Raw genomic sequence first — 26,854 nt, forward strand, 5'->3', positions numbered from 1 at the left:
ACCGACCGTGACCGCACCGATCGACGCCGCGCCCGTGTCGCAGACCACCCTGCTCTACGACAACCTGCGGGCCGCGATCCTGTCGCTCGGCATCGCGCCCGGCGAGCGGATCTCGGAACGCGGTCTGGAGGCCCGGTTCCACGCCTCACGCACGCCCGTCCGGGCAGCGCTGTCCCGTCTCGAACGCGAGGGTCTCATCCTGCACGAGGGGCGGTCGTGGACCGTCACGCCGATCGACCTCGACGAGATCGCAGCGCTCGCCGAACTCCGCGTCGTGCTCGAGCCGGCCGCCGCCCGTCTGGCGGTGGAGCGCGCGACGGACGCGGCGCTCGCCGAGGTCCGGGCGCACCTCGAGACCCTCCGTCCGGCGCCCGACGAGGCCGCCGGCGTGCAGGCCGGCAGCACGTTCCACCTCGACCTCGCCACGCTCGGCGGCAACCGGTTCGTCACCGAGGCGATCGCCGACGCGATGACCCGCCTGGAACGGAGCCGGTGGCTCGAGGTGCGCACGCCCGAGGCCCGGGACGCCGCGTGGGACGAGCACAGCGCCATCCTCGACGCCGTCGCGAGGCGGGATGCGGACCGCGCCGCGGAGCTCCTCGCCGCCCACGTCTCCGGCACGAACGACCGCCTCATGGCGTTCATCGCGCAGGAGCGGCGCCGCCTGCGCGGCGCCGGCATGGCCGTGGTCGGGAGCAGCACGCTCGACTGACGCCGCGTCTCCGGGCCGACGCCGCGTCTCCGGGCCGACGCCGCGCCTCCAGGCCGACGCCGCGTCTCCGGGCCGACGTCGGACGGGAGGAGCAGCATGGGTCGCGTGCACCGCCTCCAGACTGTCCCGCCGTTCGGCGACCTGCCCACCCCCGACGGCGTCGACGTCGTCGGGGTCGACCTGCCCGTCGGTCGGCTGACCGCGTACCGCGGCCTGCCGGACGGCCCGAGCCGCGGCAGCGTCCTGCTCGTGCCCGGGTTCACCGGGTCCAAGGAGGACTTCCGCCCGCTCGTGCCGCTCCTGCGCGATGCGGGGTGGTCGGTGCTCGCGATGAGCAGGCGGGGGCAGGGGGACTCGGCGGCGCCCGCGGACCCGGCTGCGTACACGCTCGACGAGGAAGCGGCCGACGTCGTCCGGGTCGCGGCCCTGGTCGACGACGGCGCGCCCGTGCACCTGCTCGGGCACTCGCTGGGCGGTGTGATCGCGCGGGCGGCGGCCATCGCGAGCCCGAGCGCGTTCCGGTCCGTCACGATGTTGTGCTCCGGGCCGCACGGGTGGCCGAACCGGATGTTCCTGGCTCGGCGTCTGGCGGCGGAGCAGGGCAACCGGGCGCTGTTCGACGCCCAGAACCCGATCGCGATCGGCGTCGCGGACGCGGCCCTCGACCAGGCGACGCGGTTCGCCCGCATGCGGATGGACCGGTCGAGCACGGTCGGCATCACGACGACGGCCGCGATCCTCGAGCTGCCCGACGACACCACCGCGGCGCTCCGGGACACCGGGCTGCCGACCCTCGTCGCGCACGGCGAGGACGACGCAGCGTGGCCGCAGGTGTGGCAGCACGACATGGCCGAACGGCTCGGCGCGCGGTACGCGGTGATCCCGGACAGCGCGCACAGCCCGGCGATCGAGGCTCCGGAGGCGACCGCGAGGTTGCTCGACGGGTTCCTCGCGGACGCCTGAGCGCCGGACGCACGGAGCGCCGGTCCTTCCGGGTAGGTTCGGCAGCGACCCCACCCGAGGAGGCCACGTGTCCGGTGCCGCGATCGCCGTCGACGACTTCGTGATGCGGTTCGGTGACCGCACGGTGGTGGACGGCCTGTCGTTCCAGGTGGGTGCGGGTGAGACCTTCGGACTGCTCGGCAGCAACGGTTCGGGCAAGACGACCACGATCCGGGCGCTCCTCGGCATCACCGAGCCGACGTCCGGCTCCCTGACGATCGACGGTGCCCGCTACCGGGCCACGGCAGGCGGCGGGGTCGGGTACCTGCCCGAGGACCGCGGGCTCTACCGCAAGGAGACCGTCCTCGACGTCATGACGTACTTCGCGCGGCTCAAGGGGATGACGTCGCGGCACGCGAGCGTGTGGTCGCAGGCGTACCTCGAGCGCGTCGGGCTCGCCGACAAGGCGCGGCTCCGCGTCGACAAGCTGTCCGGCGGTCAGCAGCAGAAGGTCCAGCTCGGCATCACGATCATGGACCGGCCCCGGCTGCTCATCCTCGACGAGCCGACCAAGGGCCTGGACCCGGTGAACCGGCGGTTGCTGCTCGACCTCGTCGACGAACGCCGGGCCGACGGCGCGACCGTCATCCTGGTGACGCACCACATGGACGAGGTCGAGCGGCTCTGCGACCGGATCCTGCTCCTCCGTGACGGTGTCGCGGCGGCGTACGGGTCGATCCCCGAGGTGCAGGACCTGTTCGGCGGGGCCGTCGCCCGCGTGCACGCCGAGCGCGAGGTCCCCGTGAGCCCGCGCTACCGCGTCATCCGGCGCGAGGGCCACGTGACCGACCTGGCGCCGACCGAGCCGACCGACGGCGCGGACCTCCTGGCCTCGCTCGTCGCGGCAGGCATCGGTGTGACCGGGTTCGAGATGCGGCGCATCCCGCTCGACGAGATCTTCGTGCAGGTCTACGGGCACGACGCCGGTGTCGAGACGCCCGTGCCCACGCCGGTCGCGGCGGAGGCCCGGGCGTGAGCGGGCGGTTCGGCAGCGGCCGGTTGGGCACCGTCGTCCGGTTCGAGTTCGTCCGCACCATCAAGAAGCCGTCGTTCTGGATCGGCACGCTGGCGCTCCCCGTGCTCATCGTCGTCGTCGGGCTGCTCGTGGGCGCGGGCAACGCGGCCGGAGCCGACTCCGTCACGAGCATCGGTGCGGCGACGAAGGTCCCGTTCACGTACGTCGACCACTCGGGTCTCGTCTCGGAACGGGTCGCGGCACGGTGGGGAGGCACGCCCACGTCCGACGCGCGGGCGGCGGTCGCCCGCGTCCGTGCCGGCACGCTCGACGCCTTCGTCGAGTTCCCGGCCGACCCGGCGACGGGCACGATCGAGGTCGCGGCACGCGACGCCGGACTCTTCGGCAACCAGAAGTACGCGAACACGGCGACGAAGGTCCTGCACGCGAGCGTCGCCGCACGCGTGCACGACCCGGAGGCCGTCCGGCTCCTGCGGGGGACCCCCGCCACGAACGTCACCGCCTACGCGCACGGACACGTCGCCCCCGGATGGGCGTCCGCGCTCCCGCCGATGGTGTTCGCGGCGGCGTTCTTCGCGCTCGTGCTGCTGCTGGCGGCGCGCATGGTCACGGTCGTGGTCGAGGAGAAGGAGAACCGCATCTCCGAGATGATCCTGACGACGCTCGACGCGACCGTGCTCGTCCGCGGCAAGGTGATCGCGATGCTGCTCGTCGTGCTCGTGCAGCTCGCGGTGTTCCTCGTGCCGTCGCTCGCGACGATCGGGGTCGTCCTGCCCGTGCTGGCGGCGCGGTTCGGGCCGATCCCCGTCGACCCGTGGCGGATGCTCGTCGGGGCGCTGCTGCTCGTCGGCGGCGTGCTCCTGGCGTCGAGCCTGTTCGTGACGGTCGGCGCCGCGGTACCGACCATCAAGGACGCCAGTGCGCTGCAGTCGGTGGCGCTGTTCTCGGTGCTCATCCCCGTGTACGCGGTGTTCTTCGTGCTGACGAACCCGACGTCCCCGGTGACGGCGGTGTTCACGTACTTCCCGACGTTCACGCCGGTCACCGCGATGCTCCGGAACGCGATGGGGACCCTGGACCCGGTCGCGTCGGTGGTGTGCGTCCTCGAGCTCTACGTGGCGGCGTTCCTCGTCCTCCGCTTCGCGGTGTTCCTCTTCCGGCATTCCGTCGCGCAGTACGGCAGCAAGGTGACGCTGCGGCAGGTGCGGTCCTGGCGGTCCGCGCGCCGACCGACGGACTCGTCCTCGGCCTCCTGACCGAGCACACACGGACTTGCGTCGGATCGACGCAAGTTCCGGCACGTGGACTTGACGTCCAGCTGGTGGTGAGTAAAGTTGAGTCCAGCAGGCGCAAGTCCTGCGACGACTTCCATCGGTCCCGCCGTGACGGCAGGGCCAGCACCAACAGAAGGAGACCCAACACATGGGACGTGCAGTAGGCATCGACCTCGGAACGACCAACTCGGTCGTCTCGGTCCTCGAGGGTGGTGAGCCCACCGTCATCGCGAACGCCGAGGGCATGCGCACCACGCCGTCGATCGTGGCGTTCACGAAGGACGGCGAGGTCCTCGTCGGCGAGACCGCCAAGCGGCAGGCCGTCACGAACGTCGACCGCACCATCGCCTCGGTCAAGCGCCACATGGGCACGAACTGGAAGGTCGACGTCGACGGCAAGGGGTACACCCCGCAGGAGATCTCGGCGCGCATCCTCGGCAAGCTCAAGCGCGACGCGGAGCAGTACCTGGGCGAGGACGTCACCGACGCCGTCATCACGGTGCCGGCGTACTTCAACGACGCCGAGCGGCAGGCCACGAAGGAGGCCGGTGAGATCTCCGGCCTCAACGTGCTCCGCATCATCAACGAGCCCACCGCCGCGGCGCTCGCGTACGGCCTCGACAAGGGCAAGGAGGACGAGCTCATCCTCGTCTTCGACCTCGGTGGTGGCACCTTCGACGTCTCCCTGCTCGAGGTGGGCAAGGACGACGACTTCTCCACCATCCAGGTCCGCGCCACCGCCGGTGACAACCGCCTCGGTGGTGACGACTGGGACGCCCGGATCGTCGACCACCTCGTCAAGAAGTTCAAGGACGCCCACGGTGTCGACCTGTCCACGGACAAGATCGCGCGCCAGCGCCTCAAGGAGGCCGCGGAGCAGGCGAAGAAGGAGCTCAGCTCCCAGATGAGCGCGAGCATCCAGCTCCCGTACCTCACGCTGACGAGCGACGGCCCCCTCAACCTCGACGAGACCATCTCGCGCGCGCAGTTCGAGCAGATGACCTCCGACCTGCTCGACCGCACCAAGAAGCCGTTCAACGACGTCATCCGCGAGGCCGGGGTCAAGGTCTCCGACATCGCACACGTCGTGCTCGTCGGTGGCTCCACCCGCATGCCGGCCGTGGCCGACGTCGTGCGGCAGCTCACCGGTGGCAAGGAGCCGAACAAGGGCGTCAACCCGGACGAGGTCGTCGCCGTCGGCGCCGCGCTGCAGGCCGGTGTCCTCAAGGGCGAGCGCAAGGACGTCCTCCTCATCGACGTCACGCCGCTCTCGCTCGGCATCGAGACCAAGGGCGGCACGATGACCAAGCTCATCGACCGCAACACCGCGATCCCGACCAAGCGCAGCGAGACCTTCACGACCGCCGACGACAACCAGCCGTCGGTCGCGATCCAGGTGTTCCAGGGCGAGCGCGAGTTCACCCGCGACAACAAGGCGCTCGGCACGTTCGAGCTCACCGGCATCGCACCGGCCCCGCGCGGCATCCCGCAGATCGAGGTCACGTTCGACATCGACGCCAACGGCATCGTGCACGTGTCCGCGAAGGACAAGGGCACCGGCAAGGAGCAGTCGATGGTCATCTCGGGCGGCTCGTCGCTGTCCAAGGACGACATCGAGCGCATGGTCCGCGAGGCCGAGGAGCACGCGGCCGAGGACAAGGCGCGTCGTGAGGCCCAGGAGACCCGCAACTCGGCCGAGCAGCTCGCCTACTCGATCGAGAAGCTCATCAAGGAGAACGACGACAAGCTCCCCGCGGACGTCAAGTCCGAGGTCCAGGGTGACGTCGACGCGCTCAAGTCCGCGCTCAACGGCGACGACGACGCGGCGGTCAAGTCCGCGTTCGACAAGCTGAACGAGTCGCAGAGCAAGCTGGGCCAGGCGATCTACGCCCAGGGCCAGCAGGCCGACGCAGCCGGTGCCGCCGGTGCGACCGACGGTGCCGCGACCGGTGACGACGAGGACATCGTCGACGCCGAGGTCGTGGACGACGAGGACGACAAGAAGTAACCCATGACAGACGAGAACCGCAACGAGAACGAACACGAGGAGCCGATCGTCCGCGACAAGCGGCGGATCGACCCCGAGACGGGCGAGCTGCGGTCGGAGTCGGCGGCGGGGGCGGACGACGCCCCCGCCGGCACCCCCGGCCAGACGTCCGAGGACGGCGGCACGGCAGACGTCGACGGCACCGAGGACCTGGTGGACGCCGAGGACGCCGACGTCGAGCTGAGCCCGGAGGACCAGGCACTGCTCGACGACGCGGCCCGCGGCCTCCGCGAGGACACACTCACCGTCGACGAGCGCGACCTGGTCGCCGAGATGCGCGCGGACATGCTCCGGGCACAGGCCGAGCTGGTGAACTTCCGGAAGCGCGTCGAGCGCGACCGCGAGGCCAACCGCGACGCCGTGATCGCCGAGGTCGTGCGCGCGCTGCTCCCGGCACTCGACGACCTCAACCGCGCCGAGGCCCACGGCGACCTCGCCGAGGGCCCGATGCAGGTCATCGCGTCGAAGCTCCGCGGCGGGTTCGACCGCTTCGGCCTCACCCCGATCGGCGAGAAGGGCGAGAAGTTCGACCCGCAGGTCCACGAGGCGATCGTGCAGCTCCCGACGCAGGGTGCGACGGAACAGACCGTCGCCGACGTCGTCGAGCCGGGCTACAAGCTCGGCGAGCGGGTGCTCCGCGCCGCCAAGGTCGCGGTGTCGGTGCCCGCCTGACGATCGACCCCGGCGAGCGGGAGCCCGTGTGGGCTCCCGCTCGCCCCGGTTCCGGGTGCGACCCGCCCCGGGACCCCGAGACGACATGACGAAGGAGGTGTCGGTTGGCCAGTCAGGACTGGTTCGACAAGGACTTCTACGCGGTCCTCGGCGTCTCCAAGGACGCGTCGGACGCGGACATCAAGAAGACCTACCGCAAGCTCGCGCGGCAGTACCACCCGGACTCGAACCCGGGTAACGCCTCGGCTGAGGCGAAGTTCAAGGAGATCTCCGAGGCCTACTCCGTGCTCTCCGACAAGGAGCAGCGCGCCGAGTACGACCAGATCCGCGCCATGGGCTCCGGTGCGCGCTTCACGGCGGGTGCGCCGGGCGGTGCCGGTGGCTTCGAGGACGTCTTCGGCGGCATGTTCGGTGGGGGCGGCGGCGGTCAACGCGTCCGCTTCGGCCAGGGCGGCGGCGGTGGCTTCGAGGACATCCTCGGCGGCATGTTCGGCGGGGGCGGTGGCTTCGGCCAGTCCTCCGGCGGCTACCGCGGGTTCGGCGGTCCGACGAAGGGCCGCGACGTCACCGCGTCGACCACGCTCGACTTCACGACCGCCATCGCGGGCGACACGGTCAAGCTGACGCAGGGCTCCGGACGCCCCGTCAACGTCCGCATCCCCGCAGGTGTGGCCGACGGCCAGAAGATCCGGCTCAAGGGTCGGGGCGAGCCGAGCCCCGACGGTGGCGAGGCCGGCGACCTCGTCGTGACCGTGCAGGTCCGCAAGCACCCGGTGTTCGAGCGCGACGGGCTGAACCTCCGCGTTGACGTCCCCGTGACGTTCGTCGAGGCCGCGCTCGGCGCCACCATCGAGGTCCCGACGCTCGGCGGCGGCCCGGTCAAGCTCCGGGTGGCTCCGGGGACCCCGTCCGGACGCGTCCTGCGCGTCAAGGGCCGCGGCGTGACGACGAAGAACGGGACGGGCGACCTGCTCGCGACCGTCCAGGTCGCCGTGCCGTCCCACCTGACCCCGTCGGCACGCGAGGCGGTGGAGGCACTCGCCACGGCCCTCCCGGCCGAGAACCCGCGCGACGACCTGATCGCGCGCGCCCGGGAGTCCTGAGGCCATGGACGAGTACTCGCCGGTCCTCGCGATCGCGATGGCGGCGGAACTGGCGGGGCTCCACCCGCAGACGCTGCGGCAGTACGACCGGCTCGGGCTGGTCGTGCCGCAGCGGACGCGGGGTGGGTCCCGCCGGTACTCCATGCGCGACGTCACGCAGCTGCGCGAGGTCGCCCGGCTCGGCGCCGAGGGCGTCAGCCTCGAGGGCATCCGCCGCGTGATCGACCTCGAGAACGAGAACACCGCGCTCCGCGCCCGGGTCCGCGAGCTCGAGAGCGCACTCGCCGACGAGCTCATCAGCCGTCCCGGCGCACGGATCTTCGCGGCCACCATGACCGGAGGCGCGGTGCCGCTCCGTGCGGGGTCCCGGCCGGAGCGCAACACGGCCGTCGTGCTCTGGCGTCCCCGGGGGGACTGAGGCCCCGCGTTCCCAGCGCGGCCCGGTAGCCTCCCACGATGCCCTCGTTCGACTTCGTGGACCACTTCCGGCGTTTCCCGGAGGTCGAGGAGCCCGATCTCATGGCGATCGACGGCACCGACCGGTTCATGCTCGACGAGGCGCCGCTCATCCACGGCGACGCGCTCCGGCACCCCGGCGCCGTCACCGTCGTCGACGACCAGTTCGGGGTGCTCACCCTCGGTGTGATCGCGCTGCACGGCGCGAGCGAGGTCCGCGTCCTGCAGGACTCGCTCGTGGGGGAGCGGGCGCTCGCCGCCAACGCCGGCACGTTCGGCCGGGGCGGCTTCCAGCACCCGCAGAACGACGAGGAGGCGTTCGAGGACGCGCGCCTCGTGCTGTTCCGCCTGCCGAAGTCGCTCGACCGGCTCGACGAGATCGCCCGATCGGTGGCGCGGTTCGCCGCTCCCGACGTCGTGCTCCTGGCCGGGGGCCGGACGAAGTACATGACGCTGTCGCAGAACGACGTCCTTCGCCGCTCGTTCGGTGACGTCACGGCCAGCCGGGGACGCCACCGTTCCCGCCTGCTCGTCGCGACGGACCCGCTCCGTGCCGCGGCGAACCGGGCCTCGATCACGGACCCGTGGCCCCGACGGGTGTTCTCGGACGAACTCGGGTTCACCGTCGCCGCGCACGGCGGGGTGTTCGCTGGCACCGCGCTCGACCAGGGCACGCGGGTGTTGCTCGACGTGGTCGACGAAGCGGTGCCCGGCGCCCGGGACGTGGTCGACCTGGGGTGCGGCAGCGGTGTGATCGCGACCGCGGTCGCGCGCCGTCGGCGTGGGGTGCACGTCGTCGCGACCGACGTCGCCACGTCGGCCGTGACCTCGGCGCGGCTGACGGCGGACCTCGCGGGGGTCGGCGACCGGGTGACGACGGTGCGGTCCGACGCCGGCGACGAGCTCGACGACGAGAGCGCCGACCTCGTGCTGTGCAACCCGCCGTTCCACGACGAGACCGCGGTGACCACGGACGTCGCGGTGGAGATGTTCCGGCACGCGGCCACGGTCCTCCGCCCCGGCGGCGAGCTCTGGGTCGTCTGGAACTCGCACCTGCGCTACCGCCCGATCCTGGAGCGCCTCGTGGGGCCGACCCGGCAGGTCACGCGCACCCCGAAGTTCACGGTGACGGCCTCGACGCGCCGCTGAGCTCGTCGCTGATGCGCATGCGCACGACAACTGCGCATGCGGCCGCATGTCCCGTTGTCGTCCGCGCGCACACCGGCCTCATGCGGCGAGGGGAAGTCCGGCCCGACGGAACACCGCGGCCAACGCTGCCCGCCGGAAGAGCTGCGCCCAGCGGACCCGGACGAAGGAGTGGACCTCCGGCACGGCGCGGACCCAGTCCTCCCGGTACTTCTCGTCGATGACGACCTGCTCGAGGTCGCGGCCGGCGCGCATCGCCCGGTCCCGGTACTTGACCTCACCGTCGAACTCGACGACGACGCCCTGGTCCGGGAACCAGAAGTCCACCCGCGCCAGTGCTCCGTCCGGGGCGTGGAACTCGTGCTGCAGAACCGGCGGCGGGGCGCCGAGCTCGTGGAGCACGACGCGCGTCAAGGACTCGCCCACCGATTCAGAGCGACCGTCGGCGAATGCGAAGGCCCGGCGAGCACGGGCCGCGCCACGAGCGCCGGCCCCACTCGCGAGTTCCTCGGCGCGCTGCCGGTCGACGCCGGATCGCACCGCGTGGTCGAGCATCACGACGGCCTCCGGGAACGTCGCCGCGCGAGCGATGTCCGCCGCGACCACGGCGGGGTCGTGCACCGGGACGAGTGCCCCGAGCGCCTCGCGGAGCTCGTGGGCCTCCGCCGTCATGGGGTGCAGCGCGACGGATCGCGCCCGACGGTCGAGTCGGACACGCCCACGCTCGGCGAGGTCGACCTGCGAGGGCCAGCCATCCAGGACGGGCCAGCCGTGGAGCGCCGCTGCGGAACGGTGCGCGACGACGCGTCCCTCGCGGATCAGTGGTGCGATGGCGGCGATCCTGGCGATGTGACGAGTCCGGCGGTCCGCGGCCTCCCAGTCGTCCCGACGGACGTAGGCACCCGTCGCGAGCCGGAGCAGGCCCTCCCGCACCGGTGCCCCGCGGGCGTCGGACGCAGCACGCTGCCGACTCCGCGCGACGTCGTCGGGCGTGCGGGCGTCGACACGGAGGACCTCGAGCATCAGCAGATGCTGCCCGACGAACGGCCGTGTCCCGACGTTCTCCACAACCTTCTCGTCGCGATGCTCACGGGAACGACAAGTGCGCATGCGGGCGCATGCGCACTTGTCGTCTGCATGAGCAGCTGCGGGAGCGGAGCCGCGCGCGCCGGGCCTCAGGCGGGCACGTAGTCGAACGTGTCGGGGTCCGGCCCGGTCCGCTGCCCCTTGTCGAGCGACGTGATGTCGGTCATGTCCTCGCCCGAGAGCTCGAAGTCGAACAGGGCGAAGTTCTCCTCGACGCGGGATCGGGTGACCGACTTCGGGAACACGATGTCGCCGCGCTGGATGTGCCAGCGGAGCACGACCTGCGCGGGCGTCTTGTCGAGGGCCGAGGCGATGCGGGTGATCGTCGGGTCGTCGAGCACGAGGCCCTGCGCGATCGGGGACCACGCCTCGGTGGCGATCCCGAGCTCGCTGTCGGCCGCACGCAGCGGGTCCTGCACGAGGTAGGGGTGCACCTCGATCTGGTTCACCGCGGGGGTGACCGTGGTCTCGTCGCGCAGACGGTGCAGGTGGTGCGCCTGGAAGTTCGAGACGCCGATCGAGCGGGACGTCCCCGCGTGGTAGAGCTCCTCGAGCGCCTTCCACGTCGGCACGAAGTCGATCACGGTCGCCAGCGGCCAGTGGATGAGGAACAGGTCCATGTAGCCACCGAGCAGCTCGGCCGACTTCTTGCCGTTCTCGAGCGCGGCGTCGGGAGCGTGGAACCCGTTGTTGAGCTTCGAGGTGATGAAGATCTCCTCACGGGGGATCCCCGATGCGGCGACGGCCTCGCCGACCTCCTTCTCGTTGCCGTACATCTCGGCCGTGTCGATGTGGCGGTAGCCGACCTCGAGGGCGGTGAGCACCGCCTCCTTGGTCTGCTCCGCGGGGATCTGGAACACCCCGAAGCCGAGCTGCGGAATCGTGCGGCCGTCGTTCAGGGTGATGTCGGGAACGGTGCTGGTCACGGTGCTCCTTCGTCTGGGTGGTGGTGCCGTGCGGCACCCGTGCCGAGCGGCACCCGTCGAGTCAACACCCCGCTCCGAGCGGACGCTCCGGGAACGCCCGGCTGGGGTCGGCCCGGAGGCCCGGCACCCGTCCAGCGGGCGCGTCCGGCCGGGAGGCCCGCCTCCCGCCCGCGGCAGGTCCGGTCAGGTCCGGGAGGCTCGACACCCGCCCCGCGGGCCGATCCGGTCCGGGAGGCCCGCCTCCCCCCCCCGGTGATCGGGTCCGGTCCCTCAGATGGCCAGCGAGGCCGTGATGTAGGAGCGCAGCGCCTCGCCGTAGGCCGTCGCGGCGTCCGGCGCGGCGAAGGTCCGCTCGACGTCGTCGATGCGGCAGGTCACGGTGTGCACGACGCCCCGGTCCGCGGTCTCGATGCGCGTGAGCCCCACGAACGCCGGCCCGAGCAGCGTCCGGAGCTGGTCCTCGCGCGGGATCCAGAGTGCGTCGTCGGCCGCCACGGAGTCGAGCGCCCACTCGGTCGTGCCGTTGAAGCCGAGGATCGTGCCGCTCGGGTACTCGTGCTTCTCGATCGTCATCTCGGACACGGTGTAGACGTCGTCGTCGACCCCGGGCTTGTCGATGACGAAGCGGTCCCCGGTCTCGGGGTGCCACCGGAGTCCCGCCTCGCGCAGGGTCCGGGCCAGGTCGACGCTGATCATGGCTCCACCATGCCACGCGGTGGTGGATCCGGACTCGGGTGCCGCCGACCGCCGGTACACGGAGTCTGACGGAGTGTCGTGGACGCAGGGACTAACATTCCGTCGCAGCTCAAGGCGGCGTCCCCGGGAGGTCCGGGGACCGCGCCGCAAGGTGACGACGACCGGAGCGGTGGGGGCCCGACGCGGCCGATGCCGCACCGTGTCCCGACCGCCGGCACCGCAGCGCGGGGCCGAGAGAAGGACCCAGATGACCCTCGAACGCGAGGAACTGCGAACCGACTGGACCGCCATGCTCGCGGAGGACGCCGCGAGCGGGGTGCCCACGGGCCTCCCTGCGGGGGTCCGCGGCACGGCGATCCCGGCGACGGTGCCGGGGCAGATCCACACGGACCTGGAGCGTGTGGGCCTCGTGCCCGACCCGACGCGCAACCGCGACGAGGAGCTCGTGCGCTGGGTCGGCCAGGCCGACTGGGCGTACCGGCGGCGGATCGACGTCGACCCGCGCGGACACGACCGGGTCGACCTCGTCGCGGACGGTCTCGACACCGTGGCGTCGCTGTCCCTCGACGGCGTGTCGATCGGGTCGACACGGAACATGCACCGGCGCTACCGGTTCGACCTGCGGGACCGGACCGGGGGCACGAACGAACGCACGGACCGCGAGCTCGAGATCCTGTTCGAGTCGCCCTACCGCGAGACCGAGCGCATGGCGGACCGGTTCGGCAGCATGCCCGGCCCCTACGACGAGCCGTTCGCGTACGTGCGGAAGATGGCGTCGAACTTCGGCTGGGACTGGGGCCTGACGTGCGTGACGAGCGGACCCTGGCGCCCGATCGCGATCGAGCGCTGGTCGACCGCCCGGCTGCGCGACGTCCGTCCACTCGTCGACGTCGAGGCGGGCGAGGGCGTCCTCGACGCGCACATCGCGATCGAACGCTCCGGTCCGACGCCAGCCGGTGCGACGACGGCGGACCGTGACCACGACGGTGAGGACGACGACCTCGTGCTCGTCGTCACGGTGTCCGGGCACGACACGAAGCAGCGGTCGCGGGTGACGGTGACGCCGAAGGAGGACGAGGCCGTCGTGACGGTCCGGATCCCCGACGCGCGGCTCTGGTGGCCCCGGGGGTACGGCGAGCAGGCGCTGTACGACGTCGAGGTGCAGGTGCAGACCACCGACGGCGAGGTCCTCGACCGCGACGTGTTCCGGACGGGCTTCCGGTCCCTCCGGGTCGACACCGAGCCCGACGCCACCGGCCGCCCGTTCACGATCGTGGTGAACGGCGTGCCGATCGACGTGCGCGGGGTGAACTGGATCCCCGACGACGTCATCGTGTCCCGGGTCGACCGCGCCCGGTACGCCGCGCGGCTCGCCCAGGCGACGGCGTGCAACGCGAACCTCGTGCGGGTGTGGGGCGGCGGCGTGTACGAGTCGCGGGACTTCTACGAGGAGTGCGACGCCCGGGGCCTGCTCGTGTGGCAGGACTTCCTGTTCGCCTGCTCGGCGTACCCGGAGGGCGAGCCCATGCGCTCCGAGGTCATCGCCGAGGCCCGGGACAACGTGGCGCGCCTGAGCCGGCACCCGAGCCTGGTCGTCTGGAACGGCAACAACGAGAACATCTGGCTCCACGACGACATGGGCTGGGCGGCGGAGCTCGGTGACCGACCGTGGGGCCTCGACTACTACCTGGACCTGCTGCCGACCATCGTCGACGCGGTGGACCCGTCGCGCTTCTACACGGCGGCGAGCCCCTGGTCCGGCGACGAGCGCGTGTACGCGAACGACGTCGACCACGAGACCCACCACTCGTGGCAGGTCTGGAACCAGATCGGCGACGAGCACTACCGGGACAGCGTGCCGCGGTTCGTCAGCGAGTTCGGCTGGCAGGCACCCCCGCAGTGGCGGACGATCCGGGAGGCCGTCGACGACGAGCCGATGACCCCGACGTCGCCCGGCGTGGTGCACCACCAGAAGGCCGAGGACGGCATGGGCAAGCTCGCCCGTGGCCTCGCGCCGCGGTTCCCCGTGCCGCAGGGCGACACCGACGACGTGTTCGACCGCTGGCACTACCTGACGCAGCTGCAGCAGACCCGGGCGATCGCGACGGGTGTGGAGCATTGGCGCACCCACTGGCCGCACAACACGGGCGTCGTGGTGTGGCAGCTCAACGACCTGTGGCCGGTCGCGTCGTGGTCGGCCGTCGACGGCGCCGGACGTCCGAAGCCCCTGTTCCACGAGCTGCGCCGCCTGTACGACGACGTGCTCCTGGCGATCGTGCCGATCGAGCCACCCGCGGCGGGGGAGCGGGACCGGCCCCTCGACGGACGGGACCGTGCCGCCGACCCGGGAGGCGCGCACCCCGCGACCCTGTCCCTCCCCGTCCCCGGGGCGGCTGACCCCGCCACCGAGCCGGGCCGTCCGACGGCCGGCAGCGACGAGGAGGCCCTCGGGGACCTCGCGGACACCGCGGTCCTCGACCCCGGGACCGTGCGCGGTCGACGACGCGACCGGGAGGCGGACCGCCGCGTGCCCGTCGAGATCGCGATCCGGTCCTCCCGGCGGGGACTGACGACCACGGTGCGGGTGCGACGGATCGACCTGACCGGACGGATCCTGCAAGAGGTCGTCCTGCCGGTCGAGCTCGCCGGACCGGGCGTGCTGCGGCTCGCGGTGCCCGACCACGTCGGTGTCGTCGACGACCCCGCTGAGGAGCTCATCGTGGCGGACATGGACTGGCGCCGGGCGGTGTGGACGCCCCTGCCGGACCAGGAGATGCACTGGCGGCCGGCCGAGTACCGCGTGTGGGTCGAGGACGCCGCGTCGGGGTCGGTGCTCACGGTCGAGGCGCAGGGGCTCGTCCGCGACCTGCTCGTCCAGCCCGACCGGGTGAGTCCGACGGGCCGCGTCGACCGGGGGTTCATGACGCTGTTGCCGGGGGAGCGCGTGCCCTTCCGGCTCGACGGCGTCCGGGCCGACCGGAGCGCCGAGCTCGTGCGGGCGCCCGTGCTGCTCACGCTCGACCGGGTGCTCGCGGACGAGGCCGCGGCCGCCAGTACCCGCTAGCCCGGGCGGCACCGAGCCTGTCCTGAGAGCATCCCGGTGCCACTGGGCTTCCGGGCGAGGCGGCGTTAGCATGGAGCATCACGGACTCCCCGGGGTCGCTTCGACGGCGATGCGCTCCCGACGAGTTCCAGACAAGGAGTGGACATCATGTTCCAGGGCCTCACCGGCATCCACCTGATCATCATCCTCGGCATCATCGTGCTGCTGTTCGGTGCGACGAAGCTGCCGGCCCTCGCCAAGGGTCTGGGGCAGTCGATCACCATCTTCAAGAAGGAGATGGAGACCAACCACGACGCTCCGACCACGACGACCACGACCACGACGGCGGCGCCGCAGGCCGGCACCGTGCAGCCGACCGTGCAGCAGGAGCCGGTCCTCAACCCGGCCCCGTCGGTCCAGCCGCAGTCGGACCACCGCGTCTGAGACACCGCGTCCGGGTCGCCGCGCGCGCCCAGCTGCATGCCCCGCCGGCACCGCCGGAGGACTCCCAGCCCCGGGACCGAGACCGCCGCAGCCTCTGTGAGGCGCGGCGGTCTCGTCGTTCCCGGGGATAGCGTCGGTGGCGGTGCCCGACGCGTGGGCGCCGAGAGGAGGCCCCCATGGGCAAGGTGTGGTTCATCACGGGCACGTCCCGCGGACTCGGCCGTGAGTTCGCCCTCGCCGCCCTGGGGCGCGGTGACCGGGTCGCGGCGACGGCGCGCGACGCGGCGACGCTCGACGACGTGGTGGCCGCCTACGGCGACGCGGTCCTGCCGCTGACGCTCGACGTCACCGACCGCGCGCAGGTCGACGACGCGGTCCGCCGCGCGCACGAACGATTCGGACGCCTCGACGTGGTGGTCAACAACGCCGGGTACGGCCACTTCGGGTTCGTCGAGGAGCTCACCGACGCCGAGCTCCAGGACCAGCTCGACACGAACCTGTTCGGGGTGCTGCACGTGACGCAGGCGGTGCTCCCGATCCTGCGGGCGCAGGGCTCCGGTCACATCGTGCAGATCTCGACGATCGGCGGCATCGCGGCGTTCCCGATGATCGGGGCGTACCACGCGTCGAAGTGGGCGCTCGAGGGGCTGACCGAGGCCCTCGCCCAGGAGGTGCGCGGCTTCGGCGTCGACGTGACGCTCGTCGAGCCCGGCGGGTTCTCGACGGACTGGGCCGGGTCGAGCGCCCGGCACTCCGCGCCCCTGCCGGCGTACGACGGGCTCCGTGAGCAGGTCCTCGCGGGGCGGGCCGCCGCGAGTGCCGGCCGGGGTGACCCCACGGCGACCGGGGCGGCGCTGCTCCGCATCGTCGACGCCGACGACAAGCCCCTGCGGGTGCTGTTCGGGGAGCAGCCGACGCACCTCGTCAAGACGCTCTACGCCGACCGCCTGCGGACCTGGGTGGAGTGGGAGCCGGTGTCGCTCGCTGCGCAGGGCGGGACGCACGCCGGCGAGCCGGCCGCCGGATGACCGACGGGGCCGACGGATCCGGCGCCTCCGACGGATCCGGCGCGTCCGGCGCGTCCGGCGCGTCCGGCAGCGTCGACGCCGATCGGCCGGGAGGCCCGGCACCCCTCCACCGCGACCGTCGCGTCGTGCTCGTGGTCGCCGTCCTCGCCACGTTCGTCGTCGGCCTCGACAGCAGCGTCGTGAACGTCGCCCTGCCGTCGATCGGCCGGGAGCTCGGCGGCGGGATCGTCGTGCAGCAGTGGACGGTCGACGCCTACCTCGTGACCCTCGGGGCGCTCATCCTGGTCGCGGGCTCGGTGTCCGACCTCGTCGGGCGGGTCCGGGTCGTCACCTGGGGACTCGTCCTGTTCGGGCTCGCGTCGGTCGCGTGTGCGATCGCCCCGACGGGCGGCGTGCTCGTGGGCGCGAGGGCCGTGCAGGGCGTCGGGGGCGCGCTCGTGACGCCGAGTTCGCTCGCGCTCGTCATCGCCGCGTACCGGGGTGCGGCACGGGCCCGGGCGATCGGCACGTGGACGGCGTGGTCGAGCGCGTCGGTCATCGCCGGGCCCGTGATCGGTGGGGTCGTGGTGGACTCGATCGGCTGGCGCTGGGTGTTCGTCCTCACGGCGGCGCCGATCGCGGTGACGATCCCGCTCGTCCGTCGGGTCACCGGGGACGTGCGCGCGACGGACCGGCCCGCGATCGACGTCGTGGGTGCAGGCCTCGCCGTGCTCGGGGTGGGGGCGCTCGTCCTCGGTCTCATCGAGCAGGAACGCCTCGGATGGGCGTCGCCGCTCGTGGTCGTCGCACTCGCCGTCGGGGTGGGGGCGCTCGCCGTGTTCGTGCCGTGGGAGCGCCGGGTCCCGGACCCGCTGCTGCCCCTCGACCTGTTCCGAGCCCGGTCGTTCACGGTCGGGAACCTCACGACGCTCGCGGTGTACGGCGCGCTCGGCCTGTCCGGGTTCACGGTGACGCTGTTCCTGCAGGAGGTCTGGGGGCTCTCCGCCTGGCTCGCGGGCGTCGCGACCCTGCCGCCGACGCTCGTGCTGCTCGGGCTGTCCACGACCGTCGGGCGGTGGTCCGGCCGCACGGGGCCCCGGTGGTTCATGGCGGGTGGTCCGGTGCTCGCGGGGCTCGGCGTCCTGGTCATGCTCGGCGCCGGGGACCGCCCGCGGTACTTCGCGACCGTGTTCCCGGGCATGCTCCTCATGGGTGTCGGGTTGACCCTCATGGTGGCGCCGTTGACGAGCGCCGTGCTCGGGTCCGTCGCGGAGACGCGGGCGGGTGTCGGCTCGGCCGTGAACAACGCGGTCGCCCGGATCGCGAGCCTGGTGCTCGTGGCCCTGGCGGGGGTCGTGCTCGGCGCCGACGGCATGAGCGTGGCCGGCTTCCACCGCGCGGTCGTCGTCATGGCCGCGTTGCTCGTGGCGGGCGGCACCGTGTCGGCGATCGGCATCAGGAACCCGCGCCGCGATCGCCCGACGCTGGCGGACGCGGTGCCGTCGGAGTAAACTTGAGTCAACAGGACTCAAGGTGCCGGAACCACCGCACCAGGACATCAGGACCACAGGAAAGGACGCCCCCATGGCCAACCTGCAGGGCGCTCCCGCGTCGCAAGAGCAGCAGAAGACCGCACTCGAGCAGTACGGCGTCGACCTCACGGCGATCGCGCGGAGCGGCAAGCTCGACCCGGTGATCGGACGCGACTCGGAGATCCGCCGGATCTCGCAGGTGCTCACGCGCCGGACCAAGAACAACCCCGTGCTCATCGGCGAGCCCGGCGTCGGCAAGACCGCCGTCGTCGAGGGGCTCGCGCAGCGCATCGTCGCCGGTGACGTCGCCGACAGCCTCAAGGACAAGCGGCTCGTCTCGCTCGACCTCGCCGCGCTCGTCGCCGGGGCCAAGTACCGCGGCGAGTTCGAGGAGCGCCTCAAGGCCGTCCTCAAGGAGATCGACGACTCCGACGGACAGGTCATCACGTTCATCGACGAACTCCACACGCTCATGGGCGCCGGCGGGGGCGAGGGCTCCGTCGCCGCCGCGAACATGCTCAAGCCGATGCTCGCCCGCGGTGAGCTCCGCCTGATCGGGGCGACCACGCTCGACGAGTACCGCGAGTACATCGAGAAGGACGCCGCGCTCGAACGCCGGTTCCAGCAGGTGTACGTCGGGGAGCCGAGCGTCGAGGACACCGTCGCGATCCTCCGCGGGCTCAAGGAGCGCTACGAGGCGCACCACAAGGTCACGATCGCCGACTCCGCCCTCGTCGCCGCCGCGGCCCTGAGCGACCGCTACATCACCGGTCGGCAGCTGCCCGACAAGGCCATCGACCTCATCGACGAGGCCGCGTCGCGCCTCCGGATGGAGATCGACTCGAGCCCCGTCGAGATCGACGAGCTGAAGCGGAGCGTCGACCGCCTCATGCTCGAGGAGTTCGCGCTCAAGAAGGAGAAGGACGACGCCTCGAAGGACCGCCTCGAGAAGCTCCGCGCCGACCTCGTTGAGCGGCAGGAGCGCCTGACAGAACTGCAGCAGCGCTGGGAGCTCGAGCGGGCCTCCCTGAACCGCGTCGGTGAACTGAAGACCCGGCTCGACGACCTCCGCATGCAGGCCGAGCGCGCCCAGCGCGAAGGCAACCTGGAGCGGGCCTCCCGGCTGCTCTACGGCGAGATCCCGGTGATCGAGCGGGAACTCGCGGAGGCCGAGCGCAACGAGCCGGCCGGTCCGCAGATGGTGAACGACCGCGTCACCGACGAGGACATCGCCGCCGTCATCGCCGCGTGGACCGGCATCCCCATGGGGCGGCTGCTCCAGGGCGAGACCGAGAAGCTCCTGCACCTCGAGACCGAACTCGGCAAGCGGATCATCGGTCAGCGCGAGGCCGTCACGGCCGTGTCCGAGGCCGTCCGGCGTTCCCGGGCGGGCATCTCCGACCCCGACCGCCCGACCGGGTCGTTCCTGTTCCTCGGCCCGACCGGCGTCGGCAAGACGGAGCTCGCGAAGGCGCTCGCCGACTTCCTGTTCGACGACGAGAAGGCCCTCGTCCGCATCGACATGAGCGAGTACGGCGAGAAGCACTCGGTCGCGCGACTCATCGGCGCCCCGCCCGGGTACGTCGGGTACGAGGCCGGCGGCCAGCTCACCGAGGCCGTCCGTCGCCGCCCGTACTCCGTGATCCTGCTCGACGAGGTCGAGAAGGCGCACGCCGAGGTCTTCGACGTCCTGCTCCAGGTGCTCGACGACGGCCGGCTGACCGATGGTCAGGGCCGCACGGTGGACTTCCGGAACACGATCCTCGTGCTCACGTCGAACCTCGGGTCGCAGTTCCTGACCGACCCGTCGCTCGGTGCTGCGGAGCGCGAGGAGTCCGTCCGCGCCATGGTGCAGCAGGCGTTCCGGCCGGAGTTCGTCAACCGCCTCGACGACATCGTCGTGTTCCAGGCGCTGACGACCGACGACCTCGGTCAGATCGTGTCGCTCTCGGTCGACCGGCTCGCGACGCGGCTCACGGACCGTCGGCTCGAGCTCGCGGTCACGCCCTCGGCCCGGACCTGGCTTGCGGAGCGCGGGTACGACCCGGTGTACGGCGCGCGGCCGCTGCGTCGCCTCATGCAGCGGCAGATCGACGACCAGCTCGCCCGGGCACTGCTGGCGGGCGACGTCCGCGACGGCGACACCGTCCGCGTCGACGTCGCCGACGACGGGGAGTCGCTGACGGTCGAGCCGTTCGTGGTGCCGGAGTTCGTCGAGTAGCGCTGGGCGGGACGGACGGGAGGCGCGGGGTGCGGAGGACGCACGCCGCGCCTCCCGTCCGTGGTGCGGGTGACCGACACTGTGCCTCCCGGCGATCCGGCGGGTGAGACATCGCGTGGCCAGCGCCATGTCGTGTACGCGGAAGGTGCGGATCCCGGACCCGGGGCCCTACCCTCCACGGGATGCGGGTGCTGGTGGTGGATGACGAGCAGTCCCTCGCCGAGTTGATCGCCCGTGGGTTGGAACGGCAGGGGATGACCGTCGACGTGGTGTTCCGCGGCGACGAGGCGGACGAACTCCTGGCGGTGAACGACTACGACGTCGTCGTCCTGGACCGCGACCTGCCCGGCCTCCACGGCGACGAGGTCGCTCGTCGGTGCACCGCCCGTGGTGGGTGCACGCGGGTGCTCATGCTGACCGCCGCGACGACCCTGGCGGACCGCGTGGCCGGGCTCGAGCTCGGCGCCGACGACTACCTGCCCAAGCCCTTCGAGTACCCGGAGCTCGTCGCGCGGGTGCGGGCACTCGGCCGTCGGAGCGCCCCCGCTGCCCCACCGGTGCTCGGGCACGACGGGATCGTGCTCGACACGAACCGGCTCATGGCCACCCGCGACGGACGCCCGCTCGACCTGACGCCCAAGGAGTTCGGGCTGCTCGAGGTCCTCCTCCGGGCCGACGGCCGGTTGGTGAGCGCGGAGGAGCTGCTCGAGAAGGTGTGGGACGTCAACGTCGACCCGTTCACGTCCGCCGTGCGCGTGACGATGTCGAAGCTCCGCCGCAAGCTCGGTGAGCCCGATCCGATCAGGACGGTGCCGGGCAAGGGGTACGCGCTGTGACGACCGGGTCGGGGCGCGCCGACGGGCCGCGCCCCGGTCGAGGACCGCGGATGCGGTGGAGCATCCACACGCGCACCGCGGTGGCGTTCGGCGGCCTGTCGATGGTGCTCGCCGCGGCGGTCCTGGTGTTCGTGAACCTCATGACGCAGCGCGGGATCGTGACGGTGCTCGAACTCGACGACGGCGGAGCGTGTCCCCGCGCCGACGTCGCGGGGTGCGGCACGAGCGCGAGCCCGGTGTGGACCGTCCCCGAGGCGACCGCGTCGGCGCGCGCGGCGCTGCCGGGTGCGCCCCCTCCGGAGGGCCACACCGGCCCGAGCGGGTCCGTCGCCGGCGTCGCCCGTGTCGGGCAGCTGGTGGCGTCGCAGCAGTGGTTGTGGTCGGCGGTCGGCATCGGGACGGCCGGCCTGGTCGCCGCCGGTGCCGGCTGGCTGGTCGCCCGGGCCGTGCTCCGTCCGATCGGTGTGATCCGCGCGACCGCGGAGCGGATCTCGGCGACGACCCTGCACGAACGCATCGACCTCGGCGGCCCGGACGACGAGGTCCGACGGCTCGCGGACACGATCGACGCGTTGTTCGGACGGCTCGAGCAGGCGTTCGAGGGGCAACGCCGCTTCGTCGCCCAGGCCTCCCACGAGCTGCGGACGCCGCTCGCCCTGCAACGGGCCGCGATCCAGATCGGGCTCGAGGACGACGCCGACCCCGACACGATCCGCGCCGTCCGCCAGGAGCTCCTCGACGCGAACCGGCGGAACGAACAGTTGGTCGAGGGCCTGCTCGACCTGGCGGAGGCGGAACGGGGTGTCACCGGCCGGGCCCAGGAGGTCGACCTCGCGGACGTCGTCGAGGGCGCCGCGGACGCGTCCCGGACTCGTGCGCGGTCCGCGGGCCTGGACCTCCACGTCCAGCCGGGCGACGGCCTCCGGGTGGCGGGCGATCCGGTGCTCGTCCGGCACCTCGTCGAGAACCTCGTCGACAACGCGCTCGAGTACAACCGACCGGACGGGTTCGTGCGCATCGAGGTGACCCACGACGGGCTCGTCGTCGAGAACAGCGGGCCACTCGTGTCACCGGAGACCGCCCGCACCCTGACCGAGCCGTTCACGCGCGCGGAGCAGCAACACCCGGGCCGTCGACACAGCGGCATCGGGTTGTCGGTCGTCGACGCCGTCGTGCGGGCGCACGGGTGGCGCCTGGCGATCACGCCCCGGTCGGCGGGCGGCCTGGTGGTCCGCGTCCACGGTGTTTCGCCCGTGTGACCGTCGACCGGACGCCCGCGAAACGGCCCGCCCGCTGGACTGTCCGCATGGAACGAACCAGTGACACCGACCGGCCGCGGAGGAGGCCCCGTGCGGCGCTCCTCCTGTCCTCCACGATGGCGCTCGCGGTGAGCGTCGTCCTGTCCGGGTGCTCCGACGCGCCCGGATCCTCGTCCTCGCGCGGGGGCTCCAGCTCCGTCGGCGCCTCCGCGTGGGGCTCCTGCATGCGGGACGCGGGGTTCGACATCGAGGACCCGTCCGAGGCGGAGTGGTCCTCCGGAGTCGTCCGTGCTCCGTCCGGGGTGGACGGTGACGCGTTCCAGCGTGCGTCCGCGAGCTGCCGGGGGGACGACGCGCCCAGGGCCTCCGACGAGCAGAAGGCCATCTGGGACCAGGAGCTCCGCGACTTCTCGGCGTGCATGCGGGAGCACGGCCTCGACGACTTCCCGGAGCCGGAGCCGGAATCGGGGCTCGACTACGGCAAGTACGCCGAGGAACCGCTGCGCGACTCACCGACCGTCACGCAGGCCGACGAGGAGTGCAGCGATCGGTACCTCGCCGACTGGGGGACGACCGGATGACCCGGGAGACGCCGTTCACCGAACCCGGTCGCCGGGAGGCGGCGACCACGACGCACAGGAGGACCACCATGACCATGACCACGACCACGAGGTCGCTCCGCGATGACGGACGGCGCTCCGGACTCGGCGGGTCGGTACCGACCCACGGGGTCCGGGTGACGCTCGCCGTCGTCCTCGCCCTGCTCAGCGTGACCGGCGCGACCGGCTGCGCGGCTGAGAGCGGGCGGGACGAGGCGGGCCGCACCCGCTCGTCGGCACCGAGCACGGACGCGAACGCGTTCTCGGCGTGCATGCGGGACCGGGGGATCCCGATGGAGGACAGCGACCCGACGCAGGGGGGCGAACGTGCAGCGGTACCGGAAGGCGTCGACCCCGACGCCTACCAGCGTGCACTCGTGTCGTGCGCGGAGGAACGCGCCGGTGGTGCCGAGCCCGCGGAGGCGGTGGACGCCGATCCCGAGGTGTCCCGGTGCATGCGCGAGCACGGGATCACCGATTACCCCGACCCCGTGCACGGCCAGGTGGACTACGACCCCGGTGACCCGCCCTCGAGCGCGTTCCTCGCGGCCGAGGAGACGTGCTGGAAGCAGGTCCACGGCGCGGAGATCGCGAAGTGAGCCGCCGCGTACGGCCGGCGCGACGACCCACGCGGCCCACGCGGGTGCGCCGCGGGACGGCGGTCACCGTCGGCGCCGCGGTCGTGGTGGTGGTCGCGAGCGCCACGGTCGCGGTGACGACCGTCGTGCCCGAGGACGATCGCGCGGTCGCCGCGCCCGGCAAGGCCGCGTCCGCGAGCGCGACCCCGTCCTCCGGGGGCGGAGCCCCGAAGCGCACCGCGGACGGACGCCCCACGGCACCCGTCGTCCGGGGCGACCTCACGGAACGCCGCACGTTCGCGGGCACGCTCGGCCACGGGACGCCGAAGGACCTGCTCGGGTCCGGGAGCGGCACCCTGACCGGCCTGCCCGACTACGGACAGGTCGTGCACCGGGACGAGGCGCTGTACTGGCGCGACGAACGGCCGGTCCGGGCGATGCACGGCGCGGTCCCACTGTGGCGTCCGCTCGAACGGGGCCTGCGCGGGACCGACGTGGCGCAGCTCAACCGGAACCTCGCTGCCCTCGGGTACGACGTCGCGCAGGACGACCGCTTCGGCACTCGGACGGCCGCGGCGGTGCGTCAGTGGCAGCGGGACCGCGGGTTCGCGGTGACCGGACGGCTCACGGCGGACGACATCGCCTTCGTGGACGGGGACGTCCGCGTCGCCGAGCCGAAGGCCACGGTCGGTTCCCCGGCGAGTGGACCGCTCTACGGGTACACGAGCACCACCCGCACGGTGACGGTCCCGATCGACGAACTCGCGGCCGGCTCGTTCCCGGTCGGGTCCACCGTCTCGGTCGGCTTCTCCGGATCGACCGAGCACGTCGACGGCACGGTGCGCTCGGTGGGCGCGGACCCGTCGTCGGACGACGGCGGCCTGGTCGTCGAGATCGACCTCCGTGCCGCGGTCCCGTCGGGCGTGGCCGAGGCGGCTGGCGTGGACGTCCAGGTGGAGGGCGAGACGCGGAAGGGGGTGCTCTCGGTCCCGGTCGGGGCACTGCTGGCCGCGCGCGGCGACGGGTACGCCGTGGATCGTGTCCGGGCGTCGGGCGAGACCGAGCGGGTACCGGTCGAGGTCGGGTTCGCGGCCGACGGGCGCGTCGAGGTCAGCGGCGGGGTCCACGAGGGCGACCGGGTGGTGGTGCCGTCATGACCGCGGTCGCGACCGTCCCCCGGCGGACGACGGCGCCAGACGACCCGGAGGGCCGCGTCCTGGTCCTCGAGGGCGTCACGAAGCGGTACGGCGAGGTCGAGGCCCTGCGCGGGATCGACCTGCGGGTGTCGGCGGGCGAACTCGTCGCGGTCGTCGGGCCGAGTGGCTCCGGCAAGTCGACGATGCTCAACATCATCGGCACCCTCGACCTGCCGACCGAGGGCCGGGTCGTCATCGCCGGGCACGACGTCGGCTCGATGTCCGACGACGCGGTGTCGCGGCTCCGCGCGGACCACATCGGGTTCGTGTTCCAGCACTTCCACCTGGCGCAGGGCGCCACCGCCGTCGAGAACGTCGCCGACGGCCTGCTCTACACGGGCACCGGCCGCCGCGAGCGCACCGAACGGGCCGCGGAGGCGCTCCGCAGGGTCGGGCTCGGGCACCGGCTCGACCACCGTCCGCACGAACTCTCCGGCGGCGAGAAGCAGCGCGTCGCGATCGCCCGGGCCATCGTGGGCGACCCCACCGTGCTCCTCGCCGACGAGCCGACGGGCGCGCTCGACACCGCGTCGGGCGCAGCGGTGCTCGACCTGCTCCGTGAGCTCAACGCGGGGGGCACCACGGTGCTCGTGATCACCCACGACCTCGAGCTCGCGGCCTCGTTGCCCCGGCAGGTGCGCATGCGCGACGGCCGGATCGCCGACGAGACCCACGGCGGAGGCGACGGGCACGACGGACGCGGTGGGCGCATCGACGCCACGACGCTCGCCGACGCGATCCGGGCAGCGGGCACGGGGACGGAGGCGCGGGCATGACCGCGACCAGCCACGTCCACGCCGGCGACCTGGTGCGGCTCGGACTGTTCGGGCTGCGGACGCGTCCCACCCGGGTCGTCCTCTCGGCGCTCGGCATCGCGATCGGCATCGCCGCGATGGTCGCGGTGGTCGGCATCTCGAGCTCGAGCAAGGCGAAGCTCGACGCCCTGCTCGACGCGCTCGGGACGAACGTGCTCGCGGCACAGCAGGCCACCGGCTTCGGCGAGCCGGAACCGCTCCCCGTCGACGGGGTGTCGACGGCCGTCCGACAGTCCGACGTCCTCGACGCCGCCGGTGTCGGACGCGTCGAGGACGGACGGGTCTACCGGAGCGCCCGGGTCCCCGCGCTCGAGTCGAAGGGCATCGGCCTCGTGGCCGCGTTCGGCGACGTCCCGCGCGTGCTCGCCGGTCGGTTCGCCGCGGGGCACTGGCTCGTCGGCGCGGACGACGCATCCGCGCCGGAGCAGGCGGTCCTGGGCGCGGAAGCGGCGAAGCGCCTGGGGATCGACCGGGTCACGGACGACACCGCGATCTGGACGGACGGACATCGGCTGGCGGTCGTCGGGATCCTCGAGCCACTCGCCCTCGCGCCGCAGCTCGACACGCAGGTGTTCATCCCGCGCTCCACGGCCGCAGGGATGGGGTTCGACGGGCATCCGACGCAGATCCTCACGCGGGTGGACCCGGACGCGGTCGCCGAGGCCCGCGAACGGTTGCCCCGGTCGATCAGTCCCCTCCACCCGAAGGACGTCGCCGTGACCCGGCCCTCCGACGCGCTCGCCGCGCAGAACGCGTCGCAGGACTCGTTCACCGGCCTGCTCGTCGGTATCGGCGGTGTCGCGCTGCTCGTCGGCGGCATCGGCGTGGCGAACACCATGGTCATCACGGTGCTCGAGCGCCGAGCCGAGGTCGGGGTCCGCCGGTCGCTCGGGGCACGCCGACGGGACATCCGCGACCAGTTCCTCGTCGAGTCGCTGCTCCTGTCGCTCCTCGGCGGCGTGGCCGGCGTCACGATCGGGGTCGCCGTGACCGTCGGGTTCGCGCTCGCCCAGGGGTGGCCGGTCGCGATCCCGGCGTGGGCCGTCCTGGGCGGGGTCGGGGCGACCGTCCTCATCGGTGGCGTCTCGGGCATCTACCCAGCCGCGCGGGCGGCACGGATCCCGCCGACGTCGGCGCTCGCGGCCGCATGACCCGGGACGGGCGGGAGGCGCGGCACCGGACGGTCGCCGCGCCTCCCGTTCCCAGCTTCCTGCGTACCGGCCGGGAG

The 26,854-nt window shown here is 72.7% G+C and carries 24 protein-coding genes; 21 read left to right on the forward strand and 3 right to left on the reverse strand.

Translation table 11 applies throughout. From position 1 onward, the window contains the following. Window positions 1-7: 7 nt before the first annotated feature. From DEI92_RS02800 to DEI92_RS02840, 9 genes are all read left to right on the forward strand, one after another. Window positions 8-712, forward strand: coding sequence for a GntR family transcriptional regulator (locus tag DEI92_RS02800; RefSeq protein ID WP_111009680.1), 705 nt, complete (start codon window positions 8-10; stop codon window positions 710-712). A 96-nt stretch (window positions 713-808) separates the two neighbouring features. Continuing rightward, window positions 809-1,675 (forward strand): alpha/beta fold hydrolase, encoded by an 867-nt coding sequence (locus DEI92_RS02805; RefSeq protein ID WP_111012247.1) that lies wholly within the window; start codon window positions 809-811, stop codon window positions 1,673-1,675. Between the two features lie 67 nt (window positions 1,676-1,742). Next, a complete protein-coding gene (locus tag DEI92_RS02810; protein WP_258369968.1) occupies window positions 1,743-2,690 on the forward strand; it encodes an ABC transporter ATP-binding protein in 948 nt (315 codons plus the stop codon). Further along, window positions 2,687-3,946 (forward strand): ABC transporter permease, encoded by a 1,260-nt coding sequence (locus tag DEI92_RS02815; protein WP_111012248.1) that lies wholly within the window; start codon window positions 2,687-2,689, stop codon window positions 3,944-3,946. The genes DEI92_RS02810 and DEI92_RS02815 overlap by 4 nt, the downstream gene beginning before the upstream one ends. 166 nt (window positions 3,947-4,112) lie before the next feature. Then, entirely contained in the window at window positions 4,113-5,972 is a 1,860-nt protein-coding gene (gene dnaK / locus DEI92_RS02820; RefSeq protein ID WP_111009677.1) for a molecular chaperone DnaK, read from the forward strand. A 3-nt stretch (window positions 5,973-5,975) separates the two neighbouring features. After that, window positions 5,976-6,683: a nucleotide exchange factor GrpE gene (locus DEI92_RS02825; RefSeq protein ID WP_111012249.1), complete on the forward strand. Its 708-nt coding sequence runs from the start codon at window positions 5,976-5,978 to the stop codon at window positions 6,681-6,683. 104 nt (window positions 6,684-6,787) lie between these two features. Further along, on the forward strand, window positions 6,788-7,786 hold the full coding sequence (locus tag DEI92_RS02830; RefSeq protein WP_111009675.1) for a DnaJ C-terminal domain-containing protein: 999 nt from the start codon (window positions 6,788-6,790) through the stop codon (window positions 7,784-7,786). Window positions 7,787-7,790: 4 nt separating this feature from the next. After that, window positions 7,791-8,204, forward strand: a complete 414-nt coding sequence (locus tag DEI92_RS02835) for a heat shock protein transcriptional repressor HspR (RefSeq protein ID WP_111009674.1) — start codon at window positions 7,791-7,793, stop codon at window positions 8,202-8,204. A gap of 38 nt (window positions 8,205-8,242) precedes the next feature. After that, a complete protein-coding gene (locus DEI92_RS02840) occupies window positions 8,243-9,391 on the forward strand; it encodes a class I SAM-dependent methyltransferase (protein ID WP_111012250.1) in 1,149 nt (382 codons plus the stop codon). Window positions 9,392-9,469: 78 nt separating this feature from the next. On the opposite strand, the gene DEI92_RS02845 is transcribed toward DEI92_RS02840, so the two are convergent. The 3 genes from DEI92_RS02845 to DEI92_RS02855 form a co-directional block, all read right to left on the reverse strand. After that, window positions 9,470-10,411, reverse strand: a complete 942-nt coding sequence (locus DEI92_RS02845; RefSeq protein WP_146249084.1) for a hypothetical protein — start codon at window positions 10,409-10,411, stop codon at window positions 9,470-9,472. A 152-nt stretch (window positions 10,412-10,563) separates the two neighbouring features. Beyond that, window positions 10,564-11,400 (reverse strand): aldo/keto reductase, encoded by an 837-nt coding sequence (locus DEI92_RS02850; RefSeq protein WP_111009671.1) that lies wholly within the window; start codon window positions 11,398-11,400, stop codon window positions 10,564-10,566. A gap of 270 nt (window positions 11,401-11,670) precedes the next feature. Then, on the reverse strand, window positions 11,671-12,096 hold the full coding sequence (locus tag DEI92_RS02855; RefSeq protein ID WP_111012416.1) for a pilus assembly protein CpaE: 426 nt from the start codon (window positions 12,094-12,096) through the stop codon (window positions 11,671-11,673). Window positions 12,097-12,343: 247 nt separating this feature from the next. Between DEI92_RS02855 and DEI92_RS02860 the strand changes: the two genes are divergently transcribed. From DEI92_RS02860 to DEI92_RS02915, 12 genes are all read left to right on the forward strand, one after another. Continuing rightward, the gene (locus DEI92_RS02860; protein WP_181434601.1) at window positions 12,344-15,160 is read left to right on the forward strand and encodes a glycoside hydrolase family 2 protein; all 2,817 of its coding nucleotides are present in this window, start codon (window positions 12,344-12,346) and stop codon (window positions 15,158-15,160) included. Between the two features lie 147 nt (window positions 15,161-15,307). Beyond that, window positions 15,308-15,583 (forward strand): twin-arginine translocase TatA/TatE family subunit, encoded by a 276-nt coding sequence (tatA, locus tag DEI92_RS02865; protein WP_111012417.1) that lies wholly within the window; start codon window positions 15,308-15,310, stop codon window positions 15,581-15,583. A 176-nt stretch (window positions 15,584-15,759) separates the two neighbouring features. After that, entirely contained in the window at window positions 15,760-16,611 is an 852-nt protein-coding gene (locus DEI92_RS02870) for an SDR family oxidoreductase (protein WP_111009668.1), read from the forward strand. Next, the gene (locus DEI92_RS02875; protein WP_111012418.1) at window positions 16,608-18,101 is read left to right on the forward strand and encodes an MFS transporter; all 1,494 of its coding nucleotides are present in this window, start codon (window positions 16,608-16,610) and stop codon (window positions 18,099-18,101) included. The genes DEI92_RS02870 and DEI92_RS02875 overlap by 4 nt, the downstream gene beginning before the upstream one ends. Window positions 18,102-18,174: 73 nt before the next feature. After that, window positions 18,175-20,343, forward strand: coding sequence for an ATP-dependent Clp protease ATP-binding subunit (locus tag DEI92_RS02880; protein WP_111009667.1), 2,169 nt, complete (start codon window positions 18,175-18,177; stop codon window positions 20,341-20,343). A gap of 182 nt (window positions 20,344-20,525) precedes the next feature. After that, window positions 20,526-21,179 (forward strand): response regulator transcription factor, encoded by a 654-nt coding sequence (locus DEI92_RS02885; RefSeq protein WP_111009666.1) that lies wholly within the window; start codon window positions 20,526-20,528, stop codon window positions 21,177-21,179. A 50-nt stretch (window positions 21,180-21,229) separates the two neighbouring features. Then, window positions 21,230-22,438, forward strand: coding sequence for a HAMP domain-containing sensor histidine kinase (locus DEI92_RS02890; RefSeq protein ID WP_111012253.1), 1,209 nt, complete (start codon window positions 21,230-21,232; stop codon window positions 22,436-22,438). A gap of 47 nt (window positions 22,439-22,485) precedes the next feature. Then, window positions 22,486-23,019, forward strand: coding sequence for a hypothetical protein (locus DEI92_RS02895; RefSeq protein WP_146249085.1), 534 nt, complete (start codon window positions 22,486-22,488; stop codon window positions 23,017-23,019). Window positions 23,020-23,087: 68 nt separating this feature from the next. After that, complete coding sequence (locus DEI92_RS02900; RefSeq protein WP_146249086.1) at window positions 23,088-23,636, forward strand: hypothetical protein; 549 nt, start codon at window positions 23,088-23,090, stop codon at window positions 23,634-23,636. Between the two features lie 44 nt (window positions 23,637-23,680). Continuing rightward, on the forward strand, window positions 23,681-24,772 hold the full coding sequence (locus DEI92_RS02905) for a peptidoglycan-binding protein (protein ID WP_111009662.1): 1,092 nt from the start codon (window positions 23,681-23,683) through the stop codon (window positions 24,770-24,772). Beyond that, a complete protein-coding gene (locus tag DEI92_RS02910) occupies window positions 24,769-25,587 on the forward strand; it encodes an ABC transporter ATP-binding protein (RefSeq protein ID WP_111012256.1) in 819 nt (272 codons plus the stop codon). Before DEI92_RS02905 ends, DEI92_RS02910 begins: the two co-directional genes overlap by 4 nt. Next, complete coding sequence (locus DEI92_RS02915) at window positions 25,584-26,777, forward strand: ABC transporter permease (RefSeq protein ID WP_111012257.1); 1,194 nt, start codon at window positions 25,584-25,586, stop codon at window positions 26,775-26,777. Before DEI92_RS02910 ends, DEI92_RS02915 begins: the two co-directional genes overlap by 4 nt. Window positions 26,778-26,854 lie beyond the last annotated feature (77 nt).

The sequence above is a fragment of the Curtobacterium sp. MCBD17_034 genome (genome assembly GCF_003234515.1).
Classification (GTDB): Bacteria; Actinomycetota; Actinomycetes; order Actinomycetales; family Microbacteriaceae; genus Curtobacterium.

What these genes read in the sequence shown, in the direction of transcription:
- DEI92_RS02875 (WP_111012418.1), top strand. Translation starts at nt 16,608, where the DNA reads ATGACCGACGGGGCCGACGGATCCGGCGCCTCCGACGGATCCGGCGCG.
- dnaK (WP_111009677.1), top strand. Translation starts at nt 4,113, where the DNA reads ATGGGACGTGCAGTAGGCATCGACCTCGGAACGACCAACTCGGTCGTC.
- DEI92_RS02855 (WP_111012416.1), bottom strand. Translation starts at nt 12,096, where the DNA reads ATGATCAGCGTCGACCTGGCCCGGACCCTGCGCGAGGCGGGACTCCGG.
- DEI92_RS02870 (WP_111009668.1), top strand. Translation starts at nt 15,760, where the DNA reads ATGGGCAAGGTGTGGTTCATCACGGGCACGTCCCGCGGACTCGGCCGT.
- DEI92_RS02910 (WP_111012256.1), top strand. Translation starts at nt 24,769, where the DNA reads ATGACCGCGGTCGCGACCGTCCCCCGGCGGACGACGGCGCCAGACGAC.
- DEI92_RS02915 (WP_111012257.1), top strand. Translation starts at nt 25,584, where the DNA reads ATGACCGCGACCAGCCACGTCCACGCCGGCGACCTGGTGCGGCTCGGA.
- DEI92_RS02825 (WP_111012249.1), top strand. Translation starts at nt 5,976, where the DNA reads ATGACAGACGAGAACCGCAACGAGAACGAACACGAGGAGCCGATCGTC.
- DEI92_RS02805 (WP_111012247.1), top strand. Translation starts at nt 809, where the DNA reads ATGGGTCGCGTGCACCGCCTCCAGACTGTCCCGCCGTTCGGCGACCTG.
- DEI92_RS02890 (WP_111012253.1), top strand. Translation starts at nt 21,230, where the DNA reads ATGCGGTGGAGCATCCACACGCGCACCGCGGTGGCGTTCGGCGGCCTG.
- DEI92_RS02835 (WP_111009674.1), top strand. Translation starts at nt 7,791, where the DNA reads ATGGACGAGTACTCGCCGGTCCTCGCGATCGCGATGGCGGCGGAACTG.
- DEI92_RS02845 (WP_146249084.1), bottom strand. Translation starts at nt 10,411, where the DNA reads ATGCTCGAGGTCCTCCGTGTCGACGCCCGCACGCCCGACGACGTCGCG.
- DEI92_RS02895 (WP_146249085.1), top strand. Translation starts at nt 22,486, where the DNA reads ATGGAACGAACCAGTGACACCGACCGGCCGCGGAGGAGGCCCCGTGCG.
- DEI92_RS02860 (WP_181434601.1), top strand. Translation starts at nt 12,344, where the DNA reads ATGACCCTCGAACGCGAGGAACTGCGAACCGACTGGACCGCCATGCTC.
- DEI92_RS02900 (WP_146249086.1), top strand. Translation starts at nt 23,088, where the DNA reads ATGACCATGACCACGACCACGAGGTCGCTCCGCGATGACGGACGGCGC.
- DEI92_RS02885 (WP_111009666.1), top strand. Translation starts at nt 20,526, where the DNA reads ATGCGGGTGCTGGTGGTGGATGACGAGCAGTCCCTCGCCGAGTTGATC.
- tatA (WP_111012417.1), top strand. Translation starts at nt 15,308, where the DNA reads ATGTTCCAGGGCCTCACCGGCATCCACCTGATCATCATCCTCGGCATC.
- DEI92_RS02880 (WP_111009667.1), top strand. Translation starts at nt 18,175, where the DNA reads ATGGCCAACCTGCAGGGCGCTCCCGCGTCGCAAGAGCAGCAGAAGACC.
- DEI92_RS02840 (WP_111012250.1), top strand. Translation starts at nt 8,243, where the DNA reads ATGCCCTCGTTCGACTTCGTGGACCACTTCCGGCGTTTCCCGGAGGTC.